A 15114-nucleotide genomic window follows, 5' to 3' on the forward strand; every position below is an offset into this window, starting at 1 on the left:
TTAGCTTGTTTGGTCTTCCTAAAAGATGTATGATGGGAGCAATAAGTAAGAAAGTTTCAGTAATGGGTAAAAAGTGATGAAAAATAGAGCCTATAAGAACTACATTTTTGATTTTTATGGTACCTTGGTTGATATCCTAACCGATGAGAAGGATCCTATGTTATGGGATAAATTAGCCCAACTTTACCAGGCTTATGGAGCGGCTTATGAAGGTGATGCTCTTAAAAAGGCTTATGCTAAGCACGTGGATCAGGCCCGTAAGGAGTTAATAGAGCTCAAAGGGGTTGTTTATCCAGAAATTGATTTAGCCCACATTTTTAACCAGCTTTATGTAGATGCTCGGCCTCAGTCTAGTAACTCTAATCAGCTGGACGATTGGGGAAATTTGATAGCTATGGTCTTTCGCGTCTTATCTCGAAAACATTTGACAGCTTATCCTCATACTAAGGAGGTTCTAGCCTTTCTAAAAGAGCAGGGCTATCGTCTCTATCTCTTGTCTAATGCTCAAGCAGCCTTTACTAATGCTGAGATTGACTTAATGGCGTTAAGACCTTACTTTGATGCCATTTACTTGTCTTCGGATGCCGGTATCTGTAAGCCTCAACCTGAATTTTTAAAGCAAGTTTTGGATGATCATGGGGTAAAGCCATCTGAGACTGTCATGGTGGGAAATGACTTGACGACTGATATTGCTGTGGCTGAAGCAGTTGGGATCGATGGTATCTTGCTCAATACCTTCCCGTATTCTCGTCGAGAACTGGAGAATTCCCCAATCAAGCCAGACCGAGTGATTACTGATATAGAAGCTCTAAAGCCAGAATTTACATAAAAATACACTCTATTTGGCAAAAGCAAAGACAATTATCAGAATTTTTGGTATAATAATTCCTAACTTTATGTGAATGGAGAATCTCATGACTGCACAAAAAATGTCTGCACAAGAAATTATCGCTTTTATCGGTAATGCAGAAAAGAAAACAAATGTTAAAGTAACTTTTGAAGGGGAATTGGCAACTGCTGTTCCAACTTCTGTCACTAAGCTTGGCAATGTTCTTTTCGGTGACTGGAAAGATATCGAGCCGCTTCTTGCGAATTTGACGGAAAATAAGGATTATGTTGTGGAACAAGATGGCCGCAACTCAGCTGTTCCATTGCTTGATAAGCGTCACCTTAATGCCCGTATCGAGCCAGGTGCCATTATCCGTGACCAAGTAACGATTGAAGACAATGCTGTCGTTATGATGGGGGCTGTAATCAATATCGGGGCGGAAATCGGTGCAGGTACTATGATTGATATGGGTGCTATCCTTGGTGGTCGTGCTACTGTTGGTAAAAACAGCCACATTGGTGCGGGTGCAGTCCTTGCTGGCGTGATTGAACCAGCTTCAGCAGAGCCAGTACGTATCGGTGATAATGTTCTTGTTGGTGCTAATGCTGTTGTGATTGAAGGTGTTCAAGTAGGTAACGGTTCAGTCGTTGCCGCTGGCGCTATCGTTACTCAAGATGTCCCTGAAAATGTGGTTGTAGCAGGTGTTCCAGCTCGCATCATCAAGGAAATTGATGAAAAAACACAACAAAAAACAGCACTTGAAGACGCTTTGCGTAACTTGTAACATATTGATAGTAGAGGCCTGTAGGGCCTCTATTTCTAGATTCTCTATAAAATAAGAGAAATAAAAAGGATAAAAACATGACACTTGATTTAATTAAAATTAGACGAGACCTTCACCAAATTCCTGAAATTGGTTTGGAAGAATTTAAAACTCAGGCTTATCTCTTAGAGCGTATTGCTGAAATGACTGAAGGTAAGGACTTTGTGGAGCAACGTACTTGGCGTACAGGAATTCTTGTCTATCTTCACGGGCATGCTCCTGAAAAAACTATTGGTTGGCGTACAGATATTGATGGTCTCCCAATCGTAGAGGAAACAGGTCTTGACTTCAAGTCTACTCATGAAGGTCGTATGCATGCTTGTGGACACGATATGCACATGACGACAGCGCTTGGTCTCTTGGATCAGATGCTTCAAGTACAACCTAAAAATAACATGCTCTTCCTCTTCCAGCCGGCTGAAGAAAATGAAGCTGGTGGTATGCTTATGTATGAGGATGGTGCCTTTGGAGACTGGTTGCCAGATGAGTTCTATGGCCTCCACGTCCGTCCAGATTTCAAGGTAGGTGATATTGCGACTAACACAAGCACCCTTTTTGCTGGGACTTGTGAAGTCCTCGTTACTTTCAAGGGGAAAGGTGGACATGCGGCCTTTCCACATGAGGCCAATGATGCTCTTGTAGCAGCTTCTTACTTTATTACTCAGGTGCAAACGATTGTCAGTCGTAATGTTGACCCTATCCAGGGTGGGGTAGTTACCTTTGGTTCTTTCCATGCAGGAACTACTAACAATGTTATCGCTGAAACTGCAGAGGTTTATGGAACTATTCGTACCCTTACTCAGGAAATGAGTCTCCTTATCCAGAAGCGCGTGCGCCAGATTGCAGAAGGAGTAGCAGCTAGCTTTGGTATGGAAGTGGATATCGTGTTGAAACAAGGTGGTTATCTTCCTGTGGAAAATAATCCAGCCTTGGCCAAAGAGTTGATGGCCTTCTTTGATGCTAGCCCAGAAGTTAACCTGATTGATTGTCCACCAGCTATGACGGGCGAGGATTTTGGTTATTTGCTTAGTAAAGTTCCTGGTGTCATGTTCTGGTTGGGAATTGACACGCCATATGCACTTCACCATCCTAAGATGAGTCCAAATGAAGATGCCCTCGCTTTTGCAGTGGCTGAAATTGGAAAATTCCTTAAACACAAGGCAGAAGCCTAACCATAGTTGATACAGCTAAAAAATCTACCAAGTCTGACTTTTGGTAGATTTTTTGATATGATAAACCTATGAAAAATGAACTTAGAAAAACGGTCTTGGCTCAGTTAACTTCACAAGATCCTGAGACTAAGGCTAAGATAGATAAATATCTTTTGGAGCAATTGATTGCCTTACCTGCTTATAAAGATGCCCAGGTGATTGCGACTTATTTGTCTTTCCCTCATGAATATGACACCAGTCTTTTAATCAAGCAGGCTTTAAAGGATGGTAAACGACTTTTGATTCCTAAAACATATAAACAAGGTCGAATGATTTTTGTGGATTATGATCCAGATAATATTGTTGCTACCTCTTTTGGCTTGATGGAACCTGCGTCTGATTTGGCTGTGGAAAAATCAGAGATTGATTTGATTCATGTGCCAGGAGTAGTTTTCAATGCTGAAGGCTATCGCATTGGTTACGGAGCAGGTTACTATGATCGCTATTTGTCTGATTTTGAAGGGGAGACAGTTAGCACGGTTTATCCCTGTCAGGAAATGGATTTTACCCCAGATAGCCATGACATCGCCGTTAGGAAGGTTATTACATGCCAGTAAATGAGTGGAAAAAATACCCAGCAACCTATCTATTGTTGGGGCTTACGACGTTGACTTTTATCTGTCAATATCTTTTAAATAGTTTTCAAGCGACGTCACCCCTTAGTCTCTTTAAGATGGGAGCTATGTATGGGACCTTCGTTCAATACAATCCCTTAGATCTCTGGCGTCTTGTAACACCTATTTTTGTCCATATAGGTGTTGAGCATTTTCTTTTCAATATGCTCACCCTTTATTTTATGGGGAGGATGGCTGAACAGATTTTTGGTACTCTACGTTTTCTAGGACTTTATTTGCTAGCTGGTGTTATGGGAAATGCCTTTACCTTGCTTTTTACACCTAATGTTATTGCAGCTGGTGCTTCGACCTCCTTGTTTGGCCTATTTGCGGCGATTGTGATTCTTGGTTATTATAGTCACAGTCCCTTACTCAATCAGTTGGGCCGTAATTATTTGGCTTTGATTGTTATTAACTTAATCTTCAACCTTTTTACACCTAGTGTTGGGATTACAGGTCATCTCGGTGGTTTAGTTGGGGGTGCTCTGGCAGCTATCTTTTTGGCCAATAAGGTTGAAAGTCGCCTTTTTAGTAGAGGTTGGCGTTCTACAGCCCTTTTAACCTATATTTTACTATTGCTGATTCCTCTAGGATTCACTTATTTTTAAGTCATATGAAAAAAACCATCGAATGTCATGTTCGATGGTTTTTATATTAGTCTTTTTTAGCTGGTTTGCCTTCAAGTTTGTGTCCCAAGTCAATGAGGTATTGCTTGAGGTCATCTTTAACTTGAGGATGTTTAAGAGCGTAATCGATAGACGTTTTCATGAATCCGAATTTGTCACCGACATCATAACGGTCTCCAGTAAATTCGCGAGCAAAGACGCGTTGTGTCTTGTTAAGGGTGTCAATAGCATCAGTCAATTGAACTTCATTTCCAGCACCTGGTTCTTGAGTTTCCAAAATACTGAAAATTTCAGGTGTTAGAAGGTAACGACCGATGATAGCAAGATCACTTGGTGCATCCTCTGGATTTGGTTTTTCAACGAAAGTTTCAACGCTATAACGTCCATTTTCGCCTTTTCCTTGAGGGGCGATGACACCATAAGAAGAAACTTCTTCGTGAGGTACAGGCATAACTGCAATGGTTGATGCGTGTGTTTCCTCATAGTCGTTAATGAGCTGCTTAGTTAAAGGTACTGCTTTGTCGTTAGTGATATCCATAAGGTCATCACCAAGCATAACAACAAATGGCTCATTTCCGACAAATGCTTTGGCTTGAAGAACAGCATCTCCGAGACCACGTGGATGGCTTTGACGAATAAAGTGGAGGTTGATAGCAGTGGTGTCATTAACCAATTTCAACAGGTCTGTCTTACCTTTTTGTTCCAAGTTGTATTCTAACTCGAAGTTTGAATCAAAGTGGTCTTCGATAGAACGTTTTGACTTACCAGTAACCACCAAGATATCTTCGATACCTGATTTGAGGGCTTCTTCAACGATAAATTGGATGGTTGGTTTGTCAACGATAGGCAACATTTCTTTGGCCAAGGCCTTAGTAGCTGGTAAAAAGCGTGTTCCGAGTCCTGCAGCGGGGATGATAGCTTTTCTAACTTTTTGATTTTTCATGAGAACTCCTTAGATTTTTATTTTTTATCCCATTCATTTTCAGAGCGCAATTCATTGGACATCATATTGAGAATAGATTCCTTGATATCAGCACCTTCATAGATAGATTTGTAGATTGCTGTTGTAATTGGCATGTAGACGCCAAGTTCTTGGGCGATTTCGTAGGCAACCTTTGTGGTTGAAATACCTTCGATAACCATTCCCATGTTACGTTCAATGTCTTCTAGCTTTTCTCCACGACCAAGCGCATCCCCAGCACGCCAGTTACGTGAATGGATAGAAGTTCCTGTAACAATAAGGTCCCCAACCCCAGATAGACCGCTGTAAGTCAAAGGATCAGCCCCAAGTTTCACACCAAGACGAGTAATTTCCGCAAGTCCACGAGTAATAACGGCTGCCTTAGCATTGTCCCCATAACCCATACCGTGGAGGGCACCAGCACCTACCGCGATAATGTTTTTAAGAGCACCAGCTGTTTCAACACCAATCACATCTGAATTGGTGTAGAGGCGGAAGTAGTTATTACTGAAAATGCCTTGGACATAGCGTGCCACTTCAAGATCCTTAGATGCTGCTGTAATCAAAGTGATGTCGCGAACGATAGTTTCTTCAGCGTGGCTTGGGCCAGATACGACAACAATTTCACTACGAAGTTCCTTAGGAATCTCTTCTTCAAGGATTGTTGAAAGGCGTTCGTGTGTTCCAGGTTCCAAACCTTTGGAAGCATGCATGACAACAACTTCGTGGTCCAAAAGTTCAGCAACTTGTTTAGCAACTAAGCGAGTAACTTTGGTCGGAACAACAAAGAGAACAGCGTCAACACTATCAAGGGCTTCAGACAGTCCCTTATAGGCTTTAATGTTTTCATCCAAAACCACATCCTTGAAGTAGCGGGTGTTGGTGTGTTTCTCGTTAATTTCATCAATTTGTTCAGGGATGTTTCCCCAAATACGGACCTCGTGTCCGTTGTCGTTGAGTACCTGAGCAAGGGCAGTTCCCCATGAACCAGGGCCCAAGACAGCGATTTTTTGTTTTTTCATCATTAGGTCTCCCTTTAGGTCCTTTCTAACAAAGCAGAAAAAGACTATATTCTTTCTCATTATAACATAAGAAAAGCATGTTTGTCTTGTACTCTCTGTTAGGAAGGCTGATGGCCATTTATCTTTTCAGCCAATTTTGGGCAATGTAGCCTCCAATGAGGGCAGCCATGAGCGTTCCTCCAATCAGGATTAAGATATGACTGCTTGTAAAGGGAACCATAACTTGATTTACATAATCTTGAGTTTTCCCTTTGGCTAGGAGCTGTGCGATATAGGCTTTGGGTGCAAGCCACATGGTGATAATGGGTGCTAAGTTTCCTAGGGAAAAGATCATATAGGAGAGTAGATTTAGTTTATTATTCTCATAGTTCCCTTTCTTAGCTAGAAAATCAGCGACAAAGCCAGCTAAAAAGCTAGGAAGAAAGGCTAGAACAAAGTGCCCAGAGGCAAAGAAGAAGATGGACATAAAGATACCTAGACAGGTAATCGCTCCAAATTGTTTTGTCTTTCTGATAAGCCCCAAGTAGACCCAGCCTGCAAAGATAGCCGCTAAGGCAGGCGTATGATACATATTTTTGACTTTAAAAAAGATTAAATCAATGGCAACTGCAAGGGCTAGGCAAATAAAATAGAGTAGAATAGCTAGGCTGGTTTGTTTGATGAACGTTTTTTGACGCATGTGGTCTCCTAATCAATGTGAGGTGTTTTAGTTTTATTGAGCCAAGAGTATGCCAAACCAATGAAAATACCTCCGCCAATCCAGTTACCGAAGAAAACGACTATCCACTGACGTAGAATATTTGCCAAAGTGAAATTATCTACAGCGTCACGCACACCGTTGAAACCGAGCAACATGAAAGAAGCAAAGTTCGCAATCAAGTGTTCATTAATCAAAAAGACAAACATAAAGATAGCTGATAGCGCAATGAAAATTTTAGCAGATTCTTCTTTGAGGAGCATGTAGCCTAAGATGGCAATATTAACGAACATATTAGCTGTAATACCTTCTGTAAAGTTCATCCAATCTGTTTTTCCAAGCTTGGTTGAGACAGCAGTAACTAAGAAACTCTTGTCAGTCAAATGTTGGAAAGAGAAGGATTGGTTGAAGAACCAGGCCAAGATAAGGGCACCGACAAAATTAAAAAAGGTACAGTAGAGGAGGATGGTACACATCTTGCTCCATTTGATTTTACCATAATAGGCACCACTGGTCAGGAACATCATGTTTGAAGTAGCCAACTCCCCATTGAAAATGAGAACGAAGACCAATCCGATAGCAAAGATAAAGGCAAAGACGAAGCGGGAAAGGGCTGGAATACCCGTAGCGATAACATCCGCGCCAATAATTCCTACAGCAGTTGACATGGTAAGATAAGCTCCTGCAAGCATAGAACGCAAGGCGTAGCGCCCCAGACTTTCGTCAAAGAGAGCTTCTTTTTTAGCGCAAGCAGCGAAAACTTTTTCTTGAAATTGAGACATAGGTTTACCTCTAAAATGTGTGGCTTGGAGCATGGCAAATGCGCAAGCTCGAGTGAAAATGAATCTAAGATGACCATGAAAAAAGTCAGGACAGTTGCCCCAACTTTTCCAAGTCTTAGTATGAGGATGCTCCAGATGTAGCATCTGCGGCTGGAGCTACATCGCCACCGTGACCACCAGCGTCTGACGCTCCGGATGTTGCGTCGCTACCGCCATGACTAGCTGCAGCCGGTGCAAAAGGACCGCTTCCTCCGACAAGGCGTTGACCAGTTGTTTCGAGATACCAGTCAAGCCATGGTTTAAAGTTAAAGACGATTTCATTGATTCCTGCATAAGAACCATCATCATAGTACATAGCCTGATAGTTATGCGTATTGATAACTCCTTCAGGTGACCCTGGAACAATCGTACGAACATATTCTTGGTTGCCGTTACGAAGGGTACCGATAACCCATTCCACATTCTTCATACGAGCTGGTGGAAGTGAACCGTGAACTGTTGATATACGGCTACCTGATTGAGGCGGTACACGTTTGGCGAACATAGTAACAGGATCTTGATGGGCGTTATTGTAGTAGAGGAACTGGTTGTTATCATCAGCATAGGTCAATTCAAATGGCATAGCCTTGAGGAACATGTCAATTTGATTAACCGTCAAAATACCGTGGTCCAATTTCACGTAGGTATCACCAGATACCGCACCAGTGATTTCAGCTACTTTTTCTACCCATTCAGGATCATCAGGGTCGACCTCAGTAACAGTTGTAGCGATTGGGTTGTTACAATCCAAGTCTTCGGGTTCGATTGGTTTTGGTTTTTTCAATTTAGAAACCACTCCTACATATTGGATGAAATTATCTAAGCATTGTTCAAGGAAGTTAATAGTACCTTCGTTAGTAATGTTCCCCTCAAGGTCAAAAGCTTCTTTAGCCTTTCCAAGCAAGAATTCATTACCTGGAAGTGTATAAGCATTAACACCAGGCGCTTCAAGGATTTTACGCAAATGCACTTGGGCACGTGAAGTCCCTTGATCGTAATAAGAAGCACCAACAATCATTACAGGCTTGTTTTCAAATGGGTGCACTTCGAATGAGAGCCACTCTAAAACTGATTTAAGTGCTGCAGAGATAGTGTGGTTGTGCTCAGGTGTAGCAATGATAACACCATCAGCGCGTGTAATTTTGTTATTAAGTAAGCGAAGTTGGAAACTTTCATCCCATTTTTCATCTTGATTAAACATAGGGACTTCATCAATTTCTAAAACTTCAAGTTCAAATTTAATTTTAAAATGTCTTCTGATAAATTCGAGCAGTTTACGGTTATATGATTGATCATAATTTGCTCCAACGAGTCCAACAAATTTCATAGTTTATATTCTCCTGTCTTATAGGCTTTCCCAGTCGAAGTCTTCAGCTTCTTTATGTAGCAACTCTGTAGCATGTGAGAGTTTTCCAGTAATTTTGACGTAGAGACGGAAGTCATCGAAAATAGCATCTAATTTTTTGATGACATCAAGGTCAACTAAATCGCCGTTGCTATCAAAAGCTTGAAGGGAATGTGAGAGCAAGAATTCGTCTGGAAGCACATTAGCTTTGATTTCTGGAGCATTCAAAATTTGACGAAGTTGTAGCTGTGCACGAGAAGCTCCTAGGGTTCCATAAGATGCCCCTGTAATCATAACAGGCTTATTCAAAAGAGGGAAAACACCGTATGAGAGCCAGGCCAAAGCATTCATGAGAACAGCCGGAATTGAGTGGTCATACTCAGGTGTTCCAATGATGACACCATCAGCTTCATCGATTTTTTTAGCGATTTCTAGTGCACTTTCTGGCAATTGCTTATTGGCAGGTTTGTTAAAGACAGGAAGATCTTTGATTTCTACAAGTTCAATTTCTGCCTTATCTGCAAAATGCTTCTGAATATATTGCAATAATTGTCTATTAGTTGAACGTTTTGAATTCGTACCAACAAGTCCAATGAATTTCATGACAATTCTCCTTAAAAGTATTATATCTAGTATCATGTTAGCGTTTTCCTAGGCAAAAGTCAATCTTCGTTTGATGAGAATACGATTAGACTATTACTTTTGTCATCTTATTTCGAATAGATTATAATAGGATAGATTTAAGAAATATTCTTCTTAAATTCAGTGTAGCTGATTTTACAAGAATTAGTTAACTGATGTAGAAAGGAAAAATAATGACTAAAATTCGTGGATTTGAACTTGTATCAACCTATACTAATCGAGACTTACTTCCAAAGCGGGAGACTGCCCATGCGGCTGGCTATGATTTAAAGGTTGCGGAGAATACTGTAATTGCTCCTGGGGAAATTGTTCTCGTACCAACAGGTGTTAAGGCTTACATGCAACCTGGTGAGGTTCTCTATCTCTATGACCGTTCCTCTAACCCTCGTAAAAAAGGTCTGGTCTTAATCAACTCAGTTGGAGTTATTGATGGCGATTACTATGGAAATCCTGGAAATGAAGGTCACATCTTCGCCCAGATGAAAAATATTACTGATCAGCCCGTGACTCTTGAAGTTGGCGAACGCATGGTTCAGGCTGTCTTTGCACCTTTCTTAATCGCAGATGGGGACGAAGCAGATGGCGTTCGAACTGGTGGGTTCGGGTCAACTGGAAAATAGAAGAAATTTGCGGCCGTCTTGCTGGTCATATCTTCTCGTATCTTTAAGAAGCATAGGGCTTATTGCTTAACCAATCTGGATTTAAAAGAGTTTTTCTAGAGAAATGGTGCTAAAAGCTAGAGCTTATAGGGGGAGATGGCACTGTCTGAGTTTATCATGAAAGGAAAGGATTAGAATCATAGCTAAGAAAAAATCAACTTTTGTTTGTAGAGAATGTGGCTACAATTCACCCAAATATCTAGGACGCTGTCCCAATTGTTCTTCTTGGTCCTCTTTTGAGGAAGAAGTTGAGGTGCAGGAGGTTAAAAATGCCCGTGTCAGTTTGACGGGTGAAAAGTCCAAACCTACTAAGTTAAAAGAAGTCTCTTCAATTAATTACGCCCGCATAAAAACTGATATGGACGAGTTTAACCGTGTTTTAGGTGGCGGTGTGGTTCCGGGGAGTTTGGTTCTTATTGGAGGAGATCCAGGGATAGGAAAATCGACCCTCCTCTTACAGGTGTCAACACAGCTGGCTAACAAGGGAACGGTCCTCTATGTTTCTGGGGAAGAATCGGCCGAGCAAATCAAATTGCGGAGTGAACGTTTAGGTGATATTGATAACGAATTTTATCTGTATGCTGAGACCAATATGCAAGCCGTCCGTAGCCAAGTCGAGGCTATCAAACCCGATTTCCTTATTATCGACTCAATTCAGACCATCATGAGCCCAGAGATTTCTGGCGTTCAAGGATCTGTTTCCCAGGTTCGTGAAGTAACTGCCGAACTCATGCAGATTGCCAAAACCAATAACATTGCCACTTTTATTGTTGGGCATGTGACCAAGGAGGGACAGCTGGCTGGACCACGTATGTTGGAGCACATGGTGGATACGGTGCTCTATTTTGAGGGGGAACGTCATCATACCTTCCGTATTCTGCGGGCAGTTAAAAACCGTTTTGGTTCAACCAATGAAATTGGGATTTTTGAAATGCAGTCAGGTGGTCTGGTCGAGGTACTAAACCCTAGCCAAGTTTTCTTAGAAGAACGCCTAGACGGTGCCACAGGTTCTGCCATTGTTGTCACAATGGAGGGGAGTCGACCTATCCTAGCTGAGGTTCAAGCTTTGGTGACACCGACCGTCTTTGGTAATGCAAAGCGGACAACGACGGGACTGGACTTTAACCGTGTCAGCCTTATCATGGCTGTCTTAGAGAAACGTTGTGGCCTTCTTCTCCAAAATCAAGATGCCTATCTCAAGTCAGCTGGTGGTGTCAAGTTGGACGAGCCAGCTATTGACCTTGCAGTTGCCGTTGCTATCTCCTCTAGTTACAAGGAGCTTCCAACCAATCCACAAGAAGCCTTTATAGGAGAAATTGGCTTGACCGGAGAGATTCGTCGTGTGGCTCGTATTGAGCAGCGTATCAATGAAGCCGCTAAACTAGGTTTTACTAAGATTTATGCTCCTAAAAATTCGCTTCATGGCATGAAGATTCCAGAAGGTATCCAGGTCATTGGGGTCACGACGGTAGGAGAAGTACTCAAAAAAGTTTTTTCTTAAGATAACAAAAAATCTGCTCTTTTGGAAACGTTTGCAAAAATATACCTCCAATGCTATACTTTTCATAAGGATAGGGAGGTATTTATTATGCAATTTTTCACAGACAGCAACATGCAATTCCCTTTAGTAGAGTTGTCTCTTAATCAAGGTGAAACAGTCTTTATCCAGCGTGGTAGTATGGTATATCACACACCAAATGTGACACTGACTACCAAATTAAACGCCAGTGGATCAGGTCTAGGTCGTTTTGTAAAAGCCGTTGGGCGTTCAATGGTTTCGGGTGAAAGTAGCTTTATTACTCAGGTTATCTCACAGTCCAATAACGGTTATATAGCCTTGGCCCCTGATTCTCCAGGTCAAGTGATTCCACTTTATTTAGGTGAAAAACAGTACCGACTAAACGACGGTGCCTTTCTAGCACTTGATGGCACAGCTTACTATACAATGGAGCTCCAGTCTGTTGGTAAGGCTCTTTTTGGTGGTCAGGGAGGATTCTTCGTCATGACGACTCGAGGCCAAGGAACCCTCTTGGCAAATGCCTACGGTTCTATTAAAAAAATTGAGCTAAACAATCAAGAAGTGACTATTGATAATGCTCATGTCGTTGCCTGGAGTCAGACACTTGATTATAATATTCACTTGGAAAATGGTTTCTGGCAGTCTATTGGGACAGGAGAGGGTGTTGTTAATACCTTTAGAGGAACAGGTGAAATTTATGTTCAAAGTCTCAATCTTCAAACCTTTGCAGGCTTGCTTAATAGATACTTGCCAAAACGTTCATAATATGAATTGAAGGAGAATGGATGCTAACAAGCATCCATTCTCCTTTTTATGTTGCGAACTCAATAGCTGACAAGTTAAGAAAAAGATGATAAGATAGTGTATAAATAATTTGATAGTCAAATTATTTTCTTCATTAGAAAGTGAGTTATTATGTCTTATTTTGAAAACTTTCTCAATGCCAACAAAGCCTATGTTGACCTCCACGGGACAGCCCATCTTCCCTTGAAACCAAAGACTAAGGTGGCTATTGTGACTTGTATGGATTCACGCCTTCACGTTGCCCAGGCCTTGGGGTTGGCCCTAGGTGACGCTCATATTTTACGTAATGCGGGTGGTCGTGTGACGGAAGATATGATTCGTTCTTTGGTCATTTCTCAACAACAGATGGGGACACGAGAAATTGTAGTTCTCCACCATACAGATTGTGGTGCTCAGACCTTTAAGAACGATGAGTTTACCGCCTATCTCAATAAAGAACTTGGTGTTGATGTTTCTGATCAAGATTTTCTTCCATTCACAGATGTAGAAGAGAGTGTTCGTGAAGATATGGCTATTCTTCGTCAGTCACCGCTTATTCCTGAGGATGTTATCATCTCCGGTGCGGTTTATGATGTAGATACTGGTCGAATGACTCAGGTCCTCCCTTAATATCGAAAAATTGAGCAGGCGTGATTGCCTGCTTTTTTATAATTCAATGAAAAAAACTCAGCACACAATATAAATGCTGAGTTAATCTAGTTTTTAAGAAACGATAAAAATGAGAATCACGGTCCCCAAATAGAAAAGACTAGTGATAAAAAAGCTTATACGCCAGAACAACTTAAGAAAACGTTTAAACTTGAAAGATTGTGCTTTTCTTAGCATCTGAATCGTGATAATGATAGCCACCAAGGATAATAAGATGGTGATGTAAGGCAAAAAACTATGGGTAAAGAAACGGGCTGATACAGCAACCACCTCAATAAAATAAAGTGGGAAGGTAAGGTCAGCGAAATTAAGCCCGAGATATTTTAAACTGAAGAAGCGGTGGATAATAAAAGCAAAGATAGGTGTTAAAATCAAAAATGCTATAGCAAAGAATTTATATAGAATCATAAGTCTATTTTACCTCGAAAAGGCCTTTATGTAAATTTTTTCCTAAACTTAATAAGAAATTCTTGCATCTAAAAAGAATTTCTGTATAATAGATAGGGTATGTAAAAACATACTTGTGGGAGGTAACAAAACTTACTTACCGCCAAAACCACAATAGGAGGAAATTACAAAATGGCTAAAAAAGTCGAAAACATCGTAAAACTTCAGATTCCTGCTGGTAAAGCGACTCCAGCTCCACCAGTTGGACCAGCTCTTGGTCAAGCCGGAATCAACATCATGGGATTCACTAAAGAGTTTAACGCTCGTACAGCTGATCAAGCTGGTATGATTATCCCAGTTGTTATCTCTGTGTATGAAGATAAATCATTTGATTTCATCACTAAAACACCACCAGCTGCTGTTCTTTTGAAAAAAGCTGCAGGTGTTGAAAAAGGTTCAGGTACTCCAAACTCAGTTAAAGTTGCTTCAGTAACTCGTGCACAAGTACAAGAAATTGCTGAAACTAAAATGCCTGACTTGAACGCTGCAAACATCGAATCAGCTATGCGTATGATCGAAGGTACTGCACGTTCAATGGGATTCACTGTTACTGACTAATTCAGTTAACAAGAAAACCACAGACGTCGTCTCACTTCGCTGAGTGACGTGGAAGATGAAAGTCGTTATGACCACATTACACAAGGAGAAATAATTAACATGGCTAAAAAAAGCAAACAAATGCGTGCTGCTCTTGAGAAAATCGACAGCACAAAAGCTTACAGCGTAGAAGAAGCTGTAGCTCTTGCACAAGAAACTAACTTCGCAAAATTCGATGCTACTGTTGAAGTATCATACAATCTTAACATTGATGTTAAGAAAGCTGACCAACAAATCCGTGGAGCAATGGTATTGCCAAATGGTACTGGTAAAACTCAACGTGTTCTTGTATTTGCCCGTGGTGCTAAAGCTGAAGAAGCTAAAGCAGCAGGTGCTGACTTCGTTGGTGAAGACGAACTCGTTGCTAAAATCAACGGTGGATGGCTTGACTTTGACGTTGTTGTTGCAACACCAGACATGATGGCAATCGTTGGTCGTCTTGGACGTGTCCTTGGACCACGTAACTTGATGCCAAACCCTAAAACTGGTACAGTAACTATGGACGTTGCTAAAGCAGTTGAAGAGTCTAAAGGTGGTAAAATTACTTACCGTGCTGATAAAGCAGGTAACGTACAAGCTATCATCGGTAAAGTTTCATTCGAAGCTGAAAAATTAGTTGAAAACTTTAAAGCATTTAACGATGCTATTCAAAAAGCTAAACCAGCTACAGCGAAAGGTACTTATATCACCAACCTTTCAATCACTACTACACAAGGTGCTGGTATCAAAGTTGATCCTAACTCATTGTAAGAATAGTAAAAACCTATCTTCGGATAGGTTTTTTTAATTATGTGACTTTAAGTCCGTTTCGCTCCGAAGGTGCGAAACAGATAAACCACCCGCTATGCG

The 15114-nt window shown here is 41.2% G+C and carries 18 protein-coding genes; 11 read left to right on the plus strand and 7 right to left on the minus strand.

Annotated features, from left to right (window positions below; translation table 11 throughout):
* The first annotated feature begins 76 nt into the window (after positions 1–76).
* From ADF62_RS02715 to ADF62_RS02735, 5 genes are all read left to right on the plus strand, one after another.
* Positions 77–829: an HAD family hydrolase gene (locus ADF62_RS02715; protein ID WP_003095921.1), complete on the plus strand. Its 753-nt coding sequence runs from the start codon at positions 77–79 to the stop codon at positions 827–829.
* Positions 830–914: 85 nt separating this feature from the next.
* Positions 915–1613 (plus strand): 2,3,4,5-tetrahydropyridine-2,6-dicarboxylate N-acetyltransferase, encoded by a 699-nt coding sequence (gene dapD, locus ADF62_RS02720; RefSeq protein WP_037621250.1) that lies wholly within the window; start codon positions 915–917, stop codon positions 1611–1613.
* 77 nt (positions 1614–1690) lie between these two features.
* On the plus strand, positions 1691–2824 hold the full coding sequence (locus ADF62_RS02725; protein ID WP_003095924.1) for an N-acetyldiaminopimelate deacetylase: 1134 nt from the start codon (positions 1691–1693) through the stop codon (positions 2822–2824).
* A 68-nt stretch (positions 2825–2892) separates the two neighbouring features.
* Entirely contained in the window at positions 2893–3420 is a 528-nt protein-coding gene (locus ADF62_RS02730; protein WP_003095926.1) for a 5-formyltetrahydrofolate cyclo-ligase, read from the plus strand.
* Complete coding sequence (locus tag ADF62_RS02735; RefSeq protein WP_003095927.1) at positions 3411–4085, plus strand: rhomboid family intramembrane serine protease; 675 nt, start codon at positions 3411–3413, stop codon at positions 4083–4085. The genes ADF62_RS02730 and ADF62_RS02735 overlap by 10 nt, the downstream gene beginning before the upstream one ends.
* A gap of 46 nt (positions 4086–4131) precedes the next feature.
* Here the strand turns inward: ADF62_RS02735 and galU are convergent, their stop codons facing one another.
* The 6 genes from galU to ADF62_RS02765 all read right to left on the minus strand — a co-directional run bounded on the left by galU (position 4132) and on the right by ADF62_RS02765 (position 9552).
* Positions 4132–5046, minus strand: a complete 915-nt coding sequence (gene galU / locus ADF62_RS02740; RefSeq protein ID WP_003095929.1) for a UTP--glucose-1-phosphate uridylyltransferase GalU — start codon at positions 5044–5046, stop codon at positions 4132–4134.
* Positions 5047–5063: 17 nt separating this feature from the next.
* Positions 5064–6086: an NAD(P)H-dependent glycerol-3-phosphate dehydrogenase gene (locus ADF62_RS02745; protein ID WP_037621619.1), complete on the minus strand. Its 1023-nt coding sequence runs from the start codon at positions 6084–6086 to the stop codon at positions 5064–5066.
* A 118-nt stretch (positions 6087–6204) separates the two neighbouring features.
* Positions 6205–6765, minus strand: a complete 561-nt coding sequence (locus tag ADF62_RS02750; RefSeq protein ID WP_048788019.1) for an MptD family putative ECF transporter S component — start codon at positions 6763–6765, stop codon at positions 6205–6207.
* Positions 6766–6773: 8 nt separating this feature from the next.
* Positions 6774–7565 (minus strand): formate/nitrite transporter family protein, encoded by a 792-nt coding sequence (locus ADF62_RS02755; RefSeq protein ID WP_048788020.1) that lies wholly within the window; start codon positions 7563–7565, stop codon positions 6774–6776.
* Between the two features lie 115 nt (positions 7566–7680).
* Complete coding sequence (locus ADF62_RS02760; protein WP_048788021.1) at positions 7681–8931, minus strand: NAD(P)H-dependent oxidoreductase; 1251 nt, start codon at positions 8929–8931, stop codon at positions 7681–7683.
* An 18-nt stretch (positions 8932–8949) separates the two neighbouring features.
* The gene (locus ADF62_RS02765) at positions 8950–9552 is read right to left on the minus strand and encodes an NADPH-dependent FMN reductase (protein ID WP_003092087.1); all 603 of its coding nucleotides are present in this window, start codon (positions 9550–9552) and stop codon (positions 8950–8952) included.
* 212 nt (positions 9553–9764) lie between these two features.
* Between ADF62_RS02765 and ADF62_RS02770 the strand changes: the two genes are divergently transcribed.
* The 4 genes from ADF62_RS02770 (at position 9765) to ADF62_RS02785 (ending at position 13182) form a co-directional block, all read left to right on the plus strand.
* Positions 9765–10211: a dUTP diphosphatase gene (locus ADF62_RS02770; protein WP_003092091.1), complete on the plus strand. Its 447-nt coding sequence runs from the start codon at positions 9765–9767 to the stop codon at positions 10209–10211.
* A 178-nt stretch (positions 10212–10389) separates the two neighbouring features.
* The gene (gene radA, locus ADF62_RS02775) at positions 10390–11751 is read left to right on the plus strand and encodes a DNA repair protein RadA (RefSeq protein WP_082162576.1); all 1362 of its coding nucleotides are present in this window, start codon (positions 10390–10392) and stop codon (positions 11749–11751) included.
* Positions 11752–11838: 87 nt separating this feature from the next.
* Positions 11839–12534, plus strand: coding sequence for a TIGR00266 family protein (locus ADF62_RS02780; protein WP_003092085.1), 696 nt, complete (start codon positions 11839–11841; stop codon positions 12532–12534).
* Positions 12535–12684: 150 nt separating this feature from the next.
* Positions 12685–13182 carry a beta-class carbonic anhydrase gene (locus ADF62_RS02785; RefSeq protein ID WP_003092048.1) on the plus strand — a complete coding sequence of 166 codons (498 nt, stop codon included), beginning with the start codon at positions 12685–12687 and terminating at the stop codon, positions 13180–13182.
* Between the two features lie 93 nt (positions 13183–13275).
* Here the strand turns inward: ADF62_RS02785 and ADF62_RS02790 are convergent, their stop codons facing one another.
* Positions 13276–13629: a DUF3397 domain-containing protein gene (locus ADF62_RS02790; RefSeq protein ID WP_003092067.1), complete on the minus strand. Its 354-nt coding sequence runs from the start codon at positions 13627–13629 to the stop codon at positions 13276–13278.
* 171 nt (positions 13630–13800) lie between these two features.
* On the opposite strand from ADF62_RS02790, the gene rplK reads away from it, so the two are divergent.
* Together rplK and rplA are read left to right on the plus strand one after the other, a co-directional pair.
* Positions 13801–14226: a 50S ribosomal protein L11 gene (gene rplK / locus ADF62_RS02795; RefSeq protein ID WP_002885648.1), complete on the plus strand. Its 426-nt coding sequence runs from the start codon at positions 13801–13803 to the stop codon at positions 14224–14226.
* 99 nt (positions 14227–14325) lie between these two features.
* Entirely contained in the window at positions 14326–15015 is a 690-nt protein-coding gene (gene rplA, locus ADF62_RS02800; protein WP_003091882.1) for a 50S ribosomal protein L1, read from the plus strand.
* Positions 15016–15114: the final 99 nt, after the last annotated feature.

The organism is Streptococcus sp. 1004_SSPC (assembly GCF_001069025.1).
Classification (GTDB): domain Bacteria; phylum Bacillota; class Bacilli; order Lactobacillales; family Streptococcaceae; genus Streptococcus; species Streptococcus vestibularis.